This window comes from Streptomyces venetus (assembly GCF_039540295.1).
In the GTDB taxonomy this organism is placed as follows: domain Bacteria; phylum Actinomycetota; class Actinomycetes; order Streptomycetales; family Streptomycetaceae; genus Streptomyces; species Streptomyces venetus.
The window spans coordinates 443,158-457,890 of sequence record NZ_BAABET010000003.1; the positions used below are offsets into that span (position 1 = coordinate 443,158).

A 14,733-nucleotide genomic window follows, 5' to 3' on the forward strand; every position below is an offset into this window, starting at 1 on the left:
GTTCGCAAGCCTTGAGTTCTGTACGCTGATTGCGCACGCTGTTCGCACGACGTCAGGAGGAGCGCCGATGACCAGGAGCACGAAGAGCAAGGGCCCGAACCCGATCCCGTCCGTATGGGCCCGCGAACAGCGCCGCACCGACCAGCCCGCGCTCAGCCGCGACGCGATCGTGCGGGAGGCGATCGCGATGCTCGACGCCGAGGGCATCGAGGCGCTCAGCATGCGCAAGCTCGGCGCCCGCCTGAACGCCGGGGCGACGTCCCTGTACCGGCATGTCGCCACCAAGGACGAACTGATGGAGCTCGCGGTGGACGAGGTCGCCGCCGAGATCCACGTCCCGCCGGCCGGCGACCCCGACTGGCGCGCGGCGGTGACCGAGGCGGCCGGGTCCTTCCGCACGACGGCGCTACGGCACCCCTGGCTGACCCTGGTGCTGGGGCAGGCGGGGCTCGCCTACCTGGGGCCCAACTACATGAGCTTCTCCGAGCGCCTCGCGGCGCTGTTCACGGCGGCGGGGTTCCCGGAGCCGAGCCGGGCGATCGACGCCGTCTTCTCGTACGTCATCGGTATGAGCACGACGGAGGCCGCCTGGCTCACGGCGGTCGCCCGCTCCGGGGAGTCCGAGTCGGAGTTCGTGGCCCGGCTGCTGCCCACGGCCCGGCAGGTCTCCGCCGGCTACGACCACCTGGCGGCCACCGAGGCCGAGACCAGCGCACAGGCCGCCGACCCCGCGCGGCTCCGCGACGACAAGTTCGCCTACGGCCTGGAGGTCGTCCTCGACGGCCTGGCACTGCGCCTGCCGCAGTAAGAAGGAGAGGGAGCGGGGCTCAGCCGCCGTCTGCGCAGCAATGGCGTCTAGCCATACATCCGGCGCATCGCGAACTCGACCATCTGCTCCACGGCCTTCGCGTCGAACACCATGCGGTGCTCGCCCTCCATGTCGAGGACGAAGCCGTAGCCGGTGGGCAGCAGGTCCAGCACCTCGGCGCCGGTGATCACGAAGTACTTGGACTCCTTGCCCGCGTACCGGCGCAGCTCCTTGAGCGTGCTGAACATCGGGATGACCGGCTGCTGGGTGTTGTGCAGGGCGAGGAAGCCGGGGTTGTCGCCGCGCGGGCAGTACACCTTCGACGTGGCGAAGACCTGCTGGAAGTCCTCGGCGGCCATCTGCCCGGTGGTGAACGCGCGCACCGCGTCCGTGAGCGAGGGCGGGGACGGCTCGGGGTAGAGCGGCGGCTGCTGCCCGTATCCGCCGGACATCGGCTGCTGCGGAGGGGCGTACTGCGCACCCGCTGTCTGGTCGTAGCCGTACATGGGCGCAAGCGTACCGAGAGCGGCCCGGCGCCGGTGTGCCCTGTCACAGATGACCGGTTCGGGGTTGCTTCTTATTACCGACGGGTAGCATCATCGGAGCTACTTGTTGGTACGTGAACTAGCGCGAGGATCCAGTGCCTCGCCGATCTCTCTACGGAGCCGGGAGCCTGTCGCCATGGGGCACTACAAGTCGAATCTCCGCGACATCGAGTTCAACCTCTTCGAGGTACTCGGGCGCGACAAGGTGTACGGCACCGGTCCGTTCGGGGAGATGGACGTCGAGACCGCGAAGAGCATCCTGGAGGAGCTGACCCGCCTCTCGGAGAACGAGCTGGCCGAGTCCTTCATCGACGCCGACCGCAACCCGCCGGTCTTCGACCCGGAGACCAACACCGCGCCGGTCCCCGCCTCGTTCAAGAAGAGCTACCAGGCCTTCATGGACTCCGAGTACTGGCGCCTGGGCCTGCCCGAGGAGATCGGCGGCACCACCTCGCCCCGCTCCCTGATCTGGGCCTACGCCGAGCTGATCCTGGGCGCCAACCCGGCCGTGTGGATGTACTCCTCGGGCCCGGCGTTCGCCGGCATCCTCTTCGAGGAGGGCAACGAGGTCCAGAAGCACATAGCCAAGGTCGCCACGGAGAAGCAGTGGGGCTCCACGATGGTGCTCACCGAGCCCGACGCGGGCTCCGACGTGGGCGCCGGCCGCACCAAGGCCGTGCAGCAGGAGGACGGCTCCTGGCACATCGAGGGCGTGAAGCGCTTCATCACCTCCGGTGAGCACGACATGTCGGAGAACATCCTCCACTACGTGCTGGCCCGCCCCGAGGGCGCCGGCCCCGGCACCAAGGGCCTGTCCCTCTTCCTCGTCCCGAAGTACCTCTTCGACTTCGAGACCGGCGAGCTGGGCGAGCGCAACGGCGTCTACGCCACCAACGTCGAGCACAAGATGGGCCTGAAGGCCTCCAACACCTGCGAGATGACCTTCGGCGACCAGCACCCCGCCAAGGGCTGGCTGATCGGCGACAAGCACGACGGCATCCGCCAGATGTTCCGCATCATCGAGTTCGCCCGCATGATGGTCGGCACGAAGGCGATCTCCACCCTGTCGACGGGCTACCTGAACGCGCTGGAGTACGCCAAGGAGCGCGTCCAGGGCCCCGACCTGGCGAACTTCATGGACAAGACCGCGCCCAAGGTCACCATCACGCACCACCCGGACGTGCGCCGCTCGCTGATGACGCAGAAGGCGTACGCGGAGGGCATGCGGGCGCTGGTCCTCTACACGGCCTCCATCCAGGACGAGATCCAGGTCAAGGAGGCCGCGGGCGAGGACATCTCCGCCCTGGAGGCCCTGAACGACCTGCTGCTTCCCATCGTCAAGGGCTACGGCTCCGAGAAGGGCTACGAGCAGCTCGCCCAGTCGCTCCAGACCTTCGGCGGCTCCGGCTTCCTCCAGGAGTACCCGATCGAGCAGTACATCCGGGACTCCAAGATCGACACCCTCTACGAGGGCACCACGGCGATCCAGGGCCAGGACTTCTTCTTCCGGAAGATCGTCCGCAACCAGGGCGCCGCGCTGAACTCCCTCGCCGAGGACATCAAGAAGTTCCTCGCCCTCGGCACGGGCGGCGAGGAGCTGGCCGGTGCCCGCGAGCACCTCGCCAAGGCCGCTGTCGAGCTGGAGGCCATCGTCGGCCTGATGCTGACCGACCTCGCGGCCACCGAGCAGGACGTCAAGAACATCTACAAGGTGGGCCTCAACACCACCCGCCTGCTGATGGCCTCCGGTGACGTGGTCGTCGGGTACCTGCTGCTCAAGGGCGCCTCGATCGCCGCCGAGAAGCTGGAGACCGCCTCCGCCAAGGACAAGGCCTTCTACACCGGCAAGATCGCCGCGGCGAAGTTCTTCGCCGCCAACGTCCTGCCGGGCGTCACCCTGGCCCGCAAGGTCGCCGAGGGCGTCGAGCTGGACCTGATGGAGCTGGACGAGGCCGCGTTCTAGTCTCCTCCACGTCCTCTGTTCGAGGGCCTGTTCCCTTACCCCGGGAACGGGCCCTCGTCCGTCGTTAAGGTGAAACCATGACCGAATCAGCCCGCTTCGACCGCGGCCACACCGACGATCTCATGACCTTCCTGGCGGCGAGCCCGTCGCCGTACCACGCCGTGGCCACAGCCGCCGAGCGACTGGAGAAGGCGGGCTTCAAGCAGGTCGCCGAGACGGACGCCTGGGACGGGACGCACGGCGGCAAGTACGTGCTGCGCGGCGGCGCGATCATCGCCTGGTACGTGCCGGAGGGCGCCGCGCCCCACACGCCGTTCCGGATCGTCGGCGCCCACACCGACTCCCCCAACCTGCGCGTCAAGCCGCTCCCCGACAGCGGGGCGCACGGCTGGCGCCAGATCGCCGTGGAGATCTACGGCGGACCGCTGCTCAACTCCTGGCTGGACCGCGACCTCGGCCTCGCGGGCCGCCTCACCCTGCGCGACGGCTCGACCCGGCTGGTGAACGTCGACCGCCCGCTGCTGCGGGTCCCGCAGCTCGCCATCCACCTGGACCGCTCGGTCACGGCGGACGGCCTCAAGCTCGACAAGCAGCGGCACATGCAGCCGGTCTGGGGCCTCGGCAACGACGTCCGCGACGGCGACCTGATCGCCTTCCTGGAGGAGACGGCCGGCCTCCCCGCGGGCGAGGTCACCGGCTGGGACCTGATGACGCACTCCGTGGAAGCGCCCGCCTACCTGGGCCGTGACCGCGAACTGCTGGCCGGTCCGCGCATGGACAACCTCCTGTCGGTGCACGCGGGTACGGCGGCCCTGGCCGCTGTGGCGTCCGGGGCGTCCGGGACTTCCGGGACTTCCGGGAGGTCCACGCTCTCCTCCATCCCGGTCCTGGCCGCCTTCGACCACGAGGAGAACGGCTCCCAGTCGGACACCGGCGCGGACGGTCCGCTGCTCGGAAACGTGCTGGAACGCTCGGTGTTCGCGCGCGGCGGCTCCTTCGAGGACCGGGCCCGCGCCTTCGCCGGCACGATCTGCCTCTCCTCCGACACGGGCCACGCGGTCCACCCCAACTACGCGGAGCGGCACGACCCGACGCACCACCCTCGCGTGAACGGCGGCCCGATCCTCAAGGTCAACGTCAACAACCGCTACGCCACGGACGGTGCGGGCCGCGCCGAGTTCACGGCGGCCTGCGAGAGGGCCGGAGTCCCCTTCCAGTCCTTCGTCTCCAACAACTCCATGCCGTGCGGCACCACGATCGGCCCGATCACCGCCGCCCGGCACGGAATCAAGACGGTCGACATCGGCGTGGCCATCCTGTCGATGCACAGCGCACGCGAACTGTGCGGCGCCGACGACCCGTTCCTGCTCGCGAACGCGTTGACGGCGTTCCTGGAGAGGTAGAACAGGCCGCCACCGCATGGGTGTTCCCCTCGGGGGTACCCGGAGTGCGGACCGGAGAGACCGGACCGTACAGGGAGGCGAAACTCATGGGCCTCGGCGGATGCATCATCCTCATCGCCGTGGGAGCCATCCTCACGTTCGCGACCGACTGGGACATGCAGGGGGTCAACCTCGACCTGGTCGGCATCATCTTCATGATCGTCGGACTGATCGGCGTCACCACGTTCAGCAGCATCTACCGGCGCAGGCGCGTGGTGGTTCCCCCCACGACCCCGGGCGTCATGGACGACCCGGCGGCCCACCACCACCGGCGCGACGGGTACAGCGACGGGTACGGGGTGTAGGACAGCGAGGTCCGCACCCCGGGTCGCCCGAGCATCCAGGAGGCTTTCGACTCAAGTTCCAGTCAACTCAGTAACTAATTCAGTAATGTGCTGAGTTATGAACTTCACCGTTATCGCTCATGCCGTCGAGGTCGATCACGGCATCAAGCGGCTCTCCATGCGCTTCATCAAGAAGTACGCGGCGCCGGAGCGGCAGCGGCTGAGCGCCGAGCTGTGTGACGAGATCTCGAAGGAGCTGGACAAGCTCGGGCTCATCACGCTGCCCCGGCGCCTGCCGACGTCCGAGAACGAGTACGTGTTCGTGATCGAGAAGAACAGCATCCTCGGACAGACCGTGGCCGTCGCGTCGACACTCGCCGCCCTCGACAAGCTCGGGCAGAGCCCGTTGCCCCGGCTCTTCGACAACTACCCCGAAGCGCTGGGGCATTTGGGTTCGTAGGCGACCGCCCGCCGCACGATCACGTCCTTGCCGGGCTCGGCCAGGGCGCCGTGCCGGTGCTCCCGCCCGACGCGCCCTCATCACTCTCTATCGCTCCTGATCGCGTCCCGATCGGTCGATTCAGACCGGGATTCGTCCAGGTTCGATCGACCGGCCGAATCGGCTTGGTGGCCCGCCACGCAGACAGTAGTTTCATCGGTGTGCGAAGCGAGGCGCCTGCAACGCACGAGCACCGCGTTGCAGCGGAGGCTCCATGACATCCCTTGTCATGCACTGGAGTTGAGCCTTGAGCGCTTCCGAGAACCACCCTGCCGTCCCCGCCGCCGGCGGCGAGGACGAACACATATCTCCCATGTTCGCGAACGCGAACAACCCACCCGGGAGTGTCTACTTCACGGTCCTGTCCGGCGGCCCGGACATGTCCGTCGCCGGATGGCTCCACCTGTCCTACGAGGCCCTGGAGTCGAAGGAAGCTCTGGACGTCTGGGGCGAGTTCCGCGAGGAGCTGTACACGGACCCCGCGCTGAACATCAGGCGCGGTGACATGCTTCGCGCCAGGAAACTCGCCGCCGGACAGGGCAGACCGCGCTTCCCGTCGGCCCGGCGCGGACCGAGCAAGGCCGAACAGCTGGGTTACCGCCGGGTCCTGCGCCGCGGGCTGGAGGTGGTCGCCCGGCTGCCCGGGACCACCGTCGGCACCGCCCTCGGACGGGGCATGAGCCCCGCCGCGACGACCGAGGCCGTCCTCGGCGGGCTGTCGTCCCGGCACGCCAGGGACAGGTCGTCCACCCTGGCCCTCATCCGCACCCCGGCCGTGACCGCCTGGTACGAGCTCACCCCCGGCCCCACCGTCCCGAGCCCGGCCCAGGGTGGTCCGTACGCAACGGCCGAGGTGGGAGGCCTGCTGGAGGCGGCGGAGTTCGTCGCGTACTGCGCCTACCAGCACTACGCCAGGTCCCACCACCGCCGGTTCCTGTGGGAGTGGCTCCCCGAGCTGCTGCCGGACGCCGCACGGCCCCTCGCCCTCTGACGGAACCCGGTCCGCCGAGCGCCGAGCAGCGGCCCGAGAGCCACGGGCCGCTGCTCCCCCTGCACACCCGCACCGCCTCACCGCTCCCATGTCCCGGAGGACAGCACCCATGCCCGTTCACGCTCCCCGCTCCTTCACCGTGCAGTGGGGCTCCGAGTCCGTACTCGTGTCCAATGTCGAGCCCGATCTGCCGGTCGCCACCGGGGACGCGGAGCTGGCGAAGGTGGTGGCGGCGGGCCGGGCCAACCCGGTGACGCTCCTGCCGGAGGAGGCCTGGCGGGCCGTCGCCCGCGCCACGACCGGGCCCGACGGGGTGGCCGTGCAGCTCCGGCCCACCCCCGAGGAGCCGGCGGGGCTGCTGATGGTGGAGAACGTCGACGGCGCGACCCTGCACTCGGTGGTCACCCGGGTCCACCTGAGCGAAGTGCTGCCCGGCATCCAGCCCCGCACCGGCATGGAGGTCATGGAGATCCCCGACCCGCAGGTCCAGGGCATCACCGACGCCGACCGGCCCTGCGCCATCGTCCGCTACCGGTACCAGGACCCCACCCACCTGCGGAACCACGTGTGGCAGACCATCCACGGCACCCTGTCGCTCAACAGCTACGCGCCCTCGATCCTCGCCCGCAAGGTCACCCGCAACCTCATCACCCACCCCGTCGAGATCACCTTCGAGGACGGCACGGAGTCCTTCCACGCCCTGGTCGTCCGGGACGGCATCACCCGGCTCGCCAGCGCCTGGGCCGTGCAGGCCGGGCCGGACGCGGACGCGGCGGAGGCGGCGGGGCTCGCGGTGGACTCGCTGTTCGGCAAGAACCCCACCGTGTCCCCGGGAACCGGCGGTGACCCATTCGGGCAGCGGCTGGCCACGGGCCGCGAGCGGTGGCGCCGGGCGCTCAGGGATGAGTTCGCCCAGGCCATGGCCACGGAGGAGCCGGGAACCCGCGCCGCCCAGATCGCCCAGACCTCCGTCCTCCCGGCCCAGATCGCCGTCGGGGCGGAAGGCCACCCCGGGCATCTGCTGGCCGCCGAGGACATCTTCGACGACGCGATCCGCTCCGTACTGGCCTCGGTCCACGTCGAGTTCAAGCAGTGGGACGCGGCCGCACAGAACGTCGAGGTCGCCACCCGCGCCCTCAAGCGCGTGATCCAGCTCGGCGACTCGCTCGTCCCCAAGGACGACCTCCAGGTCGTCTACGGCCTCGCCGTCGGCCGGATCCCGGTGGAGGAGCTCCCCTCGGTGTTCACCACCGACGGCGGCACGGCCCCGCCCGGAACCGCCCTGTGGCGCAGTGTCTACCTGGTGCACGCGCTGACCCGCCCGGAGCTCCTCGAGCCGTTGAAGGACCAGGCCAAGGCCATCAAGGGCGGCAAGCGCATGGGCCTGAAGGGGTTCGCGGAACTGCTCGGTCCGCTGATCGACCTCCCCTGGCGCTCGTACAAGAAGCACGTCACCACCCAGGCCCGCAACGCCTGGAACAACGGCGGTGTCCTCACCTCCGACGTGATCCAGGAGTGGGAACCCCTGCCCACCGACGACTTCACCAGCCTGGTGAAGCCCGCCCTGCTCGGCGACCGGGACGCCCGCTGCACCCTGGCCGTGGCCGGGGGCGTGGCGCTGATCGCCGACAAGCTCCTCACGCGGAACGTCGGATCGGCCCTGAACGCCGCGAAGGAGAAGGGCGGTGTCCCGTTCCGCGCCGACGTCAACCAGGTCGTCGAGGACCTGTCCCAGCAGCACAACGAACTGGGGCTGTGGACCCTCGCCCTGGCCGCGAACCGGTTCCGCAGCGACGCCCTGCCCGAGAACGCGGTGACGATGCGCCAGCTCATCCACAAGCAGAAGACGGAGGGCGAGGCCGGCACGCCGTACGTGCATTTCAAGACCGACCTCGGCGAACCCGACCGGATCGAGCGCGACGCCGACGGCGTGCCGGTGATGCTGCACCAGTGGGATGTCGTCTGGGCGTCGAACCCGGACCGGGCGCTCAAGGCGCACCCGCCGAAGGCCCTCTTCGTGCCGCCCCAGCCGGGGTCCGGGGCCGGGCCGACGGCGGGACCGGCGGCAGGACCGGCGGCGGGCTCTGCCGAAGCCGACGAGGGCGTGCCGGGCGACGGGGGCGAGGAGACCGGCGAGGGAGGGAGCGGAGAGGCCGGCTCGTCCACCGATCCGGCCCCTGGCCGGCCGCAGGAGGTGTCCCGGCCCGCCAGCCAGCGGGCCGCCGAACACCGGTACGTCCTGCGGCAGAGCGTCGCCGGCGCCCGGGACGCCCTGGACCGGCTGCTCCTCCTCGAACCGGAGGTCGGTGGCCACACCCCCATCGTCCCGGTGGGCGTCCTCGACGAACTGCACAAGCTGCTCATCGGCCTCCAGACCGACGTGGAGAACCTGCGCCGGAAGGCCGCCCCGGAGGAGACGGTCACGGACGACGAGGAAGCACCGGAGGAGCTGGGGGTGTGACGACGACGTCGCCGGGGCCGGTCAGGCGTCCATCCCGGCCAGCACCAGGGGAAGCCGGTCCGTCCCCGTCTCGGTGAGACGGACGGGAACCCCCCAGTCCTGCTGGTGGACGTGACAGGCGGGGTACTCGTTGTCCGGGTCGTCGTCGCAGGAGGCGGCCATGGCGGAGACGTGCAGCACGCCCTCCGGTACGGCGGGGTCGAGTTCGAGGGTGCGGGACAGGTCCGTCCCCGCGCCCTCACCGCCGCGCAGCAGCTCCGGCGGGGTGGAGGAGACGAGCAGGCGGGTGGAGGGGCCGTAGCGCTGGTCCAGCTTCTGGCCCGCCGGGGCCTGGAAGATGACGTCGAGCCGGAGCCGCCCGGGGGCGACTTCGGTGGCTTCCCGCCGCGTACGGTGGGCCACGTCCGGCACCTTCACCGCCTCCTCCGGCAGCCGCAGCCGCGTCAGCCGGTGCCGGGCGGACTCCACGACCACGATGTCCTCGCCGACGAGCACGGCGTCGCTGGGTTCGCGCAGGTCCGTGGCGAGGGTGGTGACCTCACCGGTCGCCGGGTCGTAGCGCCGCAGGGCGTGGTTGTAGGTGTCGGAGACGGCGACGGATCCGTCGGGCAGCGCGGTGACGCCCAGCGGGTGCTGGAGCAGCGCCTGTCCGGCGGCGCCGTCCCGGTGGCCGAAGTCGAACAGGCCGGTGCCGACAGCGGTGTGGACCGAGCCGTCGGGCTCCACCCAGCGCAGAGCCGATGTCTCGGAGTCCGCGAGCCAGAGACGGTCGGGGGTGGCGGCGAGGCCGGAGGGCTGGGCGAACCAGGCCTCGCCGCCCGGCCCGTCCACGAGCCCCTCGTTCGTCGTCCCGGCCGTGACCGCGACCGTGTCCCCGGCCGGGTCGTACGCCCACAGCTGGTGGACACCGGCCATGGCGATCCACACCTTGTCCTGCCACCAGGCCACGTCCCAGGGGGAGGAGAGGTCGACCTCGCGGGCCGGGCCCGAGGTGGGCGACCCCTGCCACCACTGCCGGCCCGTGCCGGCCAGCGTGGTGACCTCGCCGGTGGCCAGGTCCAGCCGTCGCAGCGCGTGGTTGACGGTGTCGGCGACGACCACCGACCCGTCGTCGAGGAGGGTGAGCCCCTGCGGCTCGTTGAAGCAGGCCTCGTCGGCGGATCCGTCGGCGAACCCGCGCGCACCGCTTCCGATCCGCCGCACCACGCTCTCCCCGTCCCCGGCGAGCTCCACCAGCTGGTGCCGGGTCGTGTCGCTCACCAGGAAGTTCCCGCTCGGCAGCAGCAGGGCCTTGCCCGGGAACCGCAGCACCGTCGGCTCCGGTTCCGGCGCCACGTACGGCCCGTCCCCGCGCCGCAGGGTGCCCTTCGCGGTGTGCTCCGCCTCCAGCTCCTCCACCAGCCGCTCGATGGCGTGCACATGCCCCTCACCGGCGTGCTGCGCGACGACGTATCCCTCGGGGTCGATCACCACCAGCGTCGGCCACGCCCGCACGGCGTACTGCTTCCAGGTGGCCAGCTCCGGGTCGTCGAGCACGGGGTGCTCCACGCCGTACCGCTCGACCGCGTCCACCACCGCCCGGTGATCGGCCTCGTGCACGAACTTCGGCGAGTGCACCCCGATGACCACGACCGTGTCCCGGTGCTTCTCCTCCAGCTCGCGCAGCTCGTCCAGGACGTGCAGACAGTTCACGCAGCAGAAGGTCCAGAAATCCAGGACGACGATGCGTCCCCGCAGGTCGGCGAGGGTGTACTGCTGCCCGCCCGTGTTCAGCCAGCCGCCCTTGCCGGTCAGCTCGGGGGCACGGACGCGGGCGCGTCGGGGTGCGGAGTGGTCCATGCCCCCAGGGTGCCATCCGTCACTGACAGTCAGCTCAGCGCGTGCCCCGTCGTGGCGTCCACGTGGTCCGGGACCTCGTCGTGACGGTCACCGACCGTGAGGGTGCCGGTGGGTTCGAACAGGAGGATCGCGGTCGGGAGAGGCGCGTACGGCTTGTGCTCGGTGCCGCGCGGAACCGTGAAGACGCTGCCCTCGGGAAGCACGACCGTGCGCTCACCGCCCGTCTCGCGCAGGCCGATGTGCAGCTCTCCCTCGATCACGAGGAAGAACTCGTCGGTGTGCTCGTGGACGTGCCAGACGTGCTCGCCCTCGACCTTCGCGACGCGGACGTCGTAGTCGTTGACGGCGGTGACGATGCGTGGGCTCCAGCGGTCGGTGAAGGAGGCCAGGGCGTGGGCGAGGGAGACGGGTTCCTGAGTCATGAGGCGATCTTCCGGGGTGCCGTACGCCCCGCACGAGTGCTAGGAATCGCACATGCCGAAAGGATCCTCGCACCACTTGGCGCATCGCTCCTCGCACCGCCCGCACCGGGTCGTCCTGCTGGTGGACGAGAACTCCAACCCCTTCGAGATGAGCTGCGCCATCGAGATCTTCGGGCTGCGCAGGCCGGAGCTCGGGCGGGAGCTGTACGACTTCCGGCTGTGCGCCGCCGCACCTCACACGCGCATGCGGGACGGGTTCTTCACGCTGACCGGGGTGGCCGGTCTCGAGGCCGCCGAGGACGCGGACACCCTGATCGTGCCGAACCGGCCCGACACCGGCACGCCCCGCGCGCCACGCGTCCTGGACGTCGTACGCCGGGCACACGCGCGTGGCGCGCGACTCGTCGGCTTCTGCTCGGGTGCCTTCACGATCGCGGAGGCAGGGTTGTTGGACGGGCGCCGGGCCGCCTGCCACTGGATGTGGGCGGAGTCGTTCCGGTCCCGGTTCCCAGGGGTCAGGCTGGAGCCGGACGTGCTGTTCGTGGACGACGGCGACATCCTCACCGCCTCCGGCAGCGCCTCGGCCCTCGACCTGGGACTGCACGTCGTACGGCGGGACCACGGCGCGGAGATCGCCAACCACGTCTCCCGGCGGCTGGTGTTCGCCGCGCACCGGGACGGCGGGCAGCGGCAGTTCGTGGAACGGCCGCTGCCCAGGGTGCGGGACGAGTCCTTGGGCCCCCTGCTGGCGTGGGCCCAGGAGCGGCTGGGTGAGCCGCTGACGGTGGCGGAGCTGGCCGCACGCGCGCGTGTCAGCCCGGCCACGCTCCACCGGCGCTTCCGAGCCCAGCTCGGCACGACACCGCTGGCGTGGCTGACGGGGGAGCGGGTGGCGCTGGCCTGCCGGCTGATCGAGCGGGGCGAGGAGCGGCTGGACGTGGTGGCGGCCAGGAGCGGGCTCGGCACGGCCGCCAACCTGCGGGCGCGGCTGCGGCGGGCGACCGGGCTCAGCCCGTCGGCCTATCGGCGGCGTTTCGGGACGGGCGGCGGGGAAGCCCTGGTCTCATGAGATTCCTCGTGTACGACCGGCTCCTCGGCATCGGCGACGACTACTGGATCGAGGACGAGCGCGGCACCAAGGTGTTCCTCGTCGACGGCAAGGCGCTGCGGCTGCGGGACACCTGGGAGCTGAAGGACCTCCAGGGGCGCGTCCTCGTCGACATCCACCAGAAGATGTTCGCCCTGCGCGACACGATGGTGCTCCAGCGGAACGGGGAGCCGCTGGCGACGATCCGCCGGAAGCGGCTGTCGCTGCTGCGCAACCACTACCGGGTGTCCCTGGCCGACGGCAACGAACTGGACGTCAGCGGCAAGATCCTCGACCGGGAGTTCGCCGTCGAGTACGACGGCGAGCTGCTGGCGGTGATCTCCCGGCGCCTGCTGACCGTACGCGACACCTACGGCGTGGACATCGTCCGGGAGGACGCGGATCCGGCGCTGCTCATCGCGGTGGCGGTGTGTGTGATCCACCTGGCGGAGAAGGAGCGGGAGGACTGAACGCCTCCGGGAGCCCCGGCGGGGAGCGTCAGGGCCTGTGCGGTGGCTGGAGTCCCAGCATCCGGTCCTTCAGCGCCGGGAACTGCTCCCGGGTCGCCGCGACCTTCCCCGGGTCGAACTCCACCGTGAGGACCTCCTCGCCCGCGCCCGCCTCGGCCAGGACCTCGCCCCACGGGTCGACCACGATCGAGTGACCGGCCTGGGGAACTCCGGCGTGCGTACCGGCCGTTCCACAGGCGACGACGAAGGACTGGTTCTCGACGGCCCGTGCCTGGGCCAGCAGCGTCCAGTGGGACCGGCGGCGCTCCGGCCAGCCCGCCGACACCACGAGCGTCTCGGCACCGGCGTCGACCAGAGCACGGAAGAGTTCGGGGAAACGGAGGTCGTAACAGGTGCTCAGGCCCAGGGTGGTCCGCGGCAGACGAACCGTCACCAGCTCCTCACCCGCGCCCATCAGCACGGCCTCGCCCTTGTCGAAGCCGAAGCGGTGGATCTTGCGGTAGGCGGCGGCGAGGTCGCCGGAGGGGGAGAAGACGAGGGAGGTGTTGTACAGGGGACCTTCGGGGTCACGCTCGGGGACGGATCCCGCGTGCAGCCACACGCCCGCGTCGCTCGCGGCCTTCGCCATCGCCTCGTACGTGGGCCCTTCGAGCGGCTCGGCCTCCCGCCCGAACTCCTCGTAGGCGAAGGCACCCGTGGTCCACAGCTCCGGCAGGACGACGAGATCGGACCCGGCCTGCTGCCGGACCAGCGACGCCACCCGTCGGCGACGTGATTCGACCGATTCGCCCTCGTCTACGGCGATTTGGATCACAGAGGCGCGCACACTACCACCGTCCCGGCATTCGGACCGTCCACACGGGCTTCCCCACGGGCCTACGATCGTCACACGAAAGCACTGCCGGGGTGCCCCACAGCAGCGTAACTTAGCTCGCAAGACACCCGCCGACAGCCGCCACCTCCCACTGGCAAGCCCGCCACCACCTGCCCGTGCACCGACCGCCGAGGGGTCCCGTTCCGTGAGTCTGCATCCCACCCTCCAGCCCTACGCCGACGCCTGGACCCACTCCATCGAAGCGATATCCGAGCTGCTCCAGCCGCTCGCGGAGGCCGAGTGGAACCGGCGGACGCCGTGCCCCGGGTGGTCGGTGCGGGACGTGGTCTCCCATGTCATCGGACTGGACTGCGAGATGCTGGGCGACCCGCGCCCGATCCACACGCTGCCGCGCGACCTGTTCCACGTCACCAACGACCACCAGCGCTACATGGAGATTCAGGTCGACGTCCGCCGCCACCACACGGCGCCGGAGATGACCTCCGAGCTGGAGTACGTGGTCATCCGCCGCAACCGCCAGCTGCGGAACGAGTCGCGCGACCCGGGCACGAAGGTGCGGGGCCCGCTCGGGGCCGAGCTCACCCTCGAAGAGTCCATGCGCCGGCACGCCTTCGACGTGTGGGTGCACGAGCAGGACCTGCGCACAGCCCTCGGCCGGCCCGGCAGCCTCGACTCCCCCGGCGCGCACGTCGCCCGTGACGTGCTGCTCGGCGAACTCCCGCGCGTGGTGGCCGAGGACGCGCAGGCGCCGCGCAGTTCGGCCGTCGTCTTCGACGTCCACGGCCCTGTCGAGTTCCTGCGCACGATCCGCGTCGACATCCAGGGCCGCGGAACCCTCGAAACGACCCCCGCGCTCGGCCCCGCAGCGACCCTCACCCTCGACTGGGAGACCTACGTCCGCCTGGCCTGCGGCCGCGTGACACCGGAAACGGTCGCGGACCGCGTAAAGACGGAGGGCGACCAGGACCTGACCACAGCCATCCTGAGGAACTTCACGGTGACGCAGTAGACCCAGCTGCGGGCAGTCGTGCCGCTGGGGCGATGGGGGTCCCCCCTGCTCGAGCGAAGCCGAGAGCTTGGGGGAGGG

At 70.6% G+C, this 14,733-nt stretch carries 14 protein-coding genes; 10 read left to right on the forward strand and 4 right to left on the reverse strand.

Annotation, left to right across the window (positions count from 1 at the left end; genetic code table 11):
- Positions 1 to 67: 67 nt before the first annotated feature.
- Positions 68 to 808 (forward strand): TetR/AcrR family transcriptional regulator C-terminal domain-containing protein, encoded by a 741-nt coding sequence (locus ABEA82_RS11855; RefSeq protein WP_345661366.1) that lies wholly within the window; start codon positions 68 to 70, stop codon positions 806 to 808.
- A gap of 47 nt (positions 809 to 855) precedes the next feature.
- Here ABEA82_RS11855 and ABEA82_RS11860 read toward each other — a convergent pair whose 3' ends face one another.
- The gene (locus ABEA82_RS11860; RefSeq protein WP_345661367.1) at positions 856 to 1,314 is read right to left on the reverse strand and encodes an SseB family protein; all 459 of its coding nucleotides are present in this window, start codon (positions 1,312 to 1,314) and stop codon (positions 856 to 858) included.
- 175 nt (positions 1,315 to 1,489) lie between these two features.
- On the opposite strand from ABEA82_RS11860, the gene ABEA82_RS11865 reads away from it, so the two are divergent.
- From ABEA82_RS11865 to ABEA82_RS11890, 6 genes are all read left to right on the forward strand, one after another.
- Positions 1,490 to 3,316 (forward strand): acyl-CoA dehydrogenase, encoded by a 1,827-nt coding sequence (locus ABEA82_RS11865; RefSeq protein WP_345661368.1) that lies wholly within the window; start codon positions 1,490 to 1,492, stop codon positions 3,314 to 3,316.
- Positions 3,317 to 3,393: 77 nt separating this feature from the next.
- On the forward strand, positions 3,394 to 4,719 hold the full coding sequence (locus ABEA82_RS11870) for a M18 family aminopeptidase (RefSeq protein ID WP_345661369.1): 1,326 nt from the start codon (positions 3,394 to 3,396) through the stop codon (positions 4,717 to 4,719).
- Positions 4,720 to 4,805: 86 nt separating this feature from the next.
- Complete coding sequence (locus ABEA82_RS11875; RefSeq protein WP_345661370.1) at positions 4,806 to 5,063, forward strand: DUF6458 family protein; 258 nt, start codon at positions 4,806 to 4,808, stop codon at positions 5,061 to 5,063.
- A gap of 97 nt (positions 5,064 to 5,160) precedes the next feature.
- Positions 5,161 to 5,502, forward strand: a complete 342-nt coding sequence (locus tag ABEA82_RS11880) for a hypothetical protein (RefSeq protein ID WP_345661371.1) — start codon at positions 5,161 to 5,163, stop codon at positions 5,500 to 5,502.
- A gap of 352 nt (positions 5,503 to 5,854) precedes the next feature.
- Positions 5,855 to 6,532, forward strand: a complete 678-nt coding sequence (locus tag ABEA82_RS11885; protein WP_345661372.1) for a hypothetical protein — start codon at positions 5,855 to 5,857, stop codon at positions 6,530 to 6,532.
- Positions 6,533 to 6,641: 109 nt separating this feature from the next.
- On the forward strand, positions 6,642 to 8,993 hold the full coding sequence (locus ABEA82_RS11890) for a hypothetical protein (RefSeq protein ID WP_345661373.1): 2,352 nt from the start codon (positions 6,642 to 6,644) through the stop codon (positions 8,991 to 8,993).
- 21 nt (positions 8,994 to 9,014) lie between these two features.
- On the opposite strand, the gene ABEA82_RS11895 is transcribed toward ABEA82_RS11890, so the two are convergent.
- Both ABEA82_RS11895 and ABEA82_RS11900 read right to left on the reverse strand, forming a co-directional pair.
- Complete coding sequence (locus ABEA82_RS11895; RefSeq protein ID WP_345661374.1) at positions 9,015 to 10,832, reverse strand: NHL domain-containing thioredoxin family protein; 1,818 nt, start codon at positions 10,830 to 10,832, stop codon at positions 9,015 to 9,017.
- A gap of 29 nt (positions 10,833 to 10,861) precedes the next feature.
- Complete coding sequence (locus tag ABEA82_RS11900) at positions 10,862 to 11,254, reverse strand: cupin domain-containing protein (RefSeq protein ID WP_345661375.1); 393 nt, start codon at positions 11,252 to 11,254, stop codon at positions 10,862 to 10,864.
- Positions 11,255 to 11,306: 52 nt separating this feature from the next.
- Here ABEA82_RS11900 and ABEA82_RS11905 point away from each other — a divergent pair, with 52 nt between their 5' ends.
- Positions 11,307 to 12,323 (forward strand): GlxA family transcriptional regulator, encoded by a 1,017-nt coding sequence (locus ABEA82_RS11905; RefSeq protein ID WP_345661376.1) that lies wholly within the window; start codon positions 11,307 to 11,309, stop codon positions 12,321 to 12,323.
- Positions 12,320 to 12,811, forward strand: coding sequence for an LURP-one-related/scramblase family protein (locus ABEA82_RS11910; protein ID WP_003991597.1), 492 nt, complete (start codon positions 12,320 to 12,322; stop codon positions 12,809 to 12,811). Before ABEA82_RS11905 ends, ABEA82_RS11910 begins: the two co-directional genes overlap by 4 nt.
- A gap of 28 nt (positions 12,812 to 12,839) precedes the next feature.
- Here the strand turns inward: ABEA82_RS11910 and ABEA82_RS11915 are convergent, their stop codons facing one another.
- Positions 12,840 to 13,637, reverse strand: a complete 798-nt coding sequence (locus ABEA82_RS11915) for a carbon-nitrogen family hydrolase (protein ID WP_345661377.1) — start codon at positions 13,635 to 13,637, stop codon at positions 12,840 to 12,842.
- Positions 13,638 to 13,830: 193 nt separating this feature from the next.
- Here ABEA82_RS11915 and ABEA82_RS11920 point away from each other — a divergent pair, with 193 nt between their 5' ends.
- Positions 13,831 to 14,655 (forward strand): maleylpyruvate isomerase family mycothiol-dependent enzyme, encoded by an 825-nt coding sequence (locus tag ABEA82_RS11920; RefSeq protein WP_345661378.1) that lies wholly within the window; start codon positions 13,831 to 13,833, stop codon positions 14,653 to 14,655.
- Positions 14,656 to 14,733: the final 78 nt, after the last annotated feature.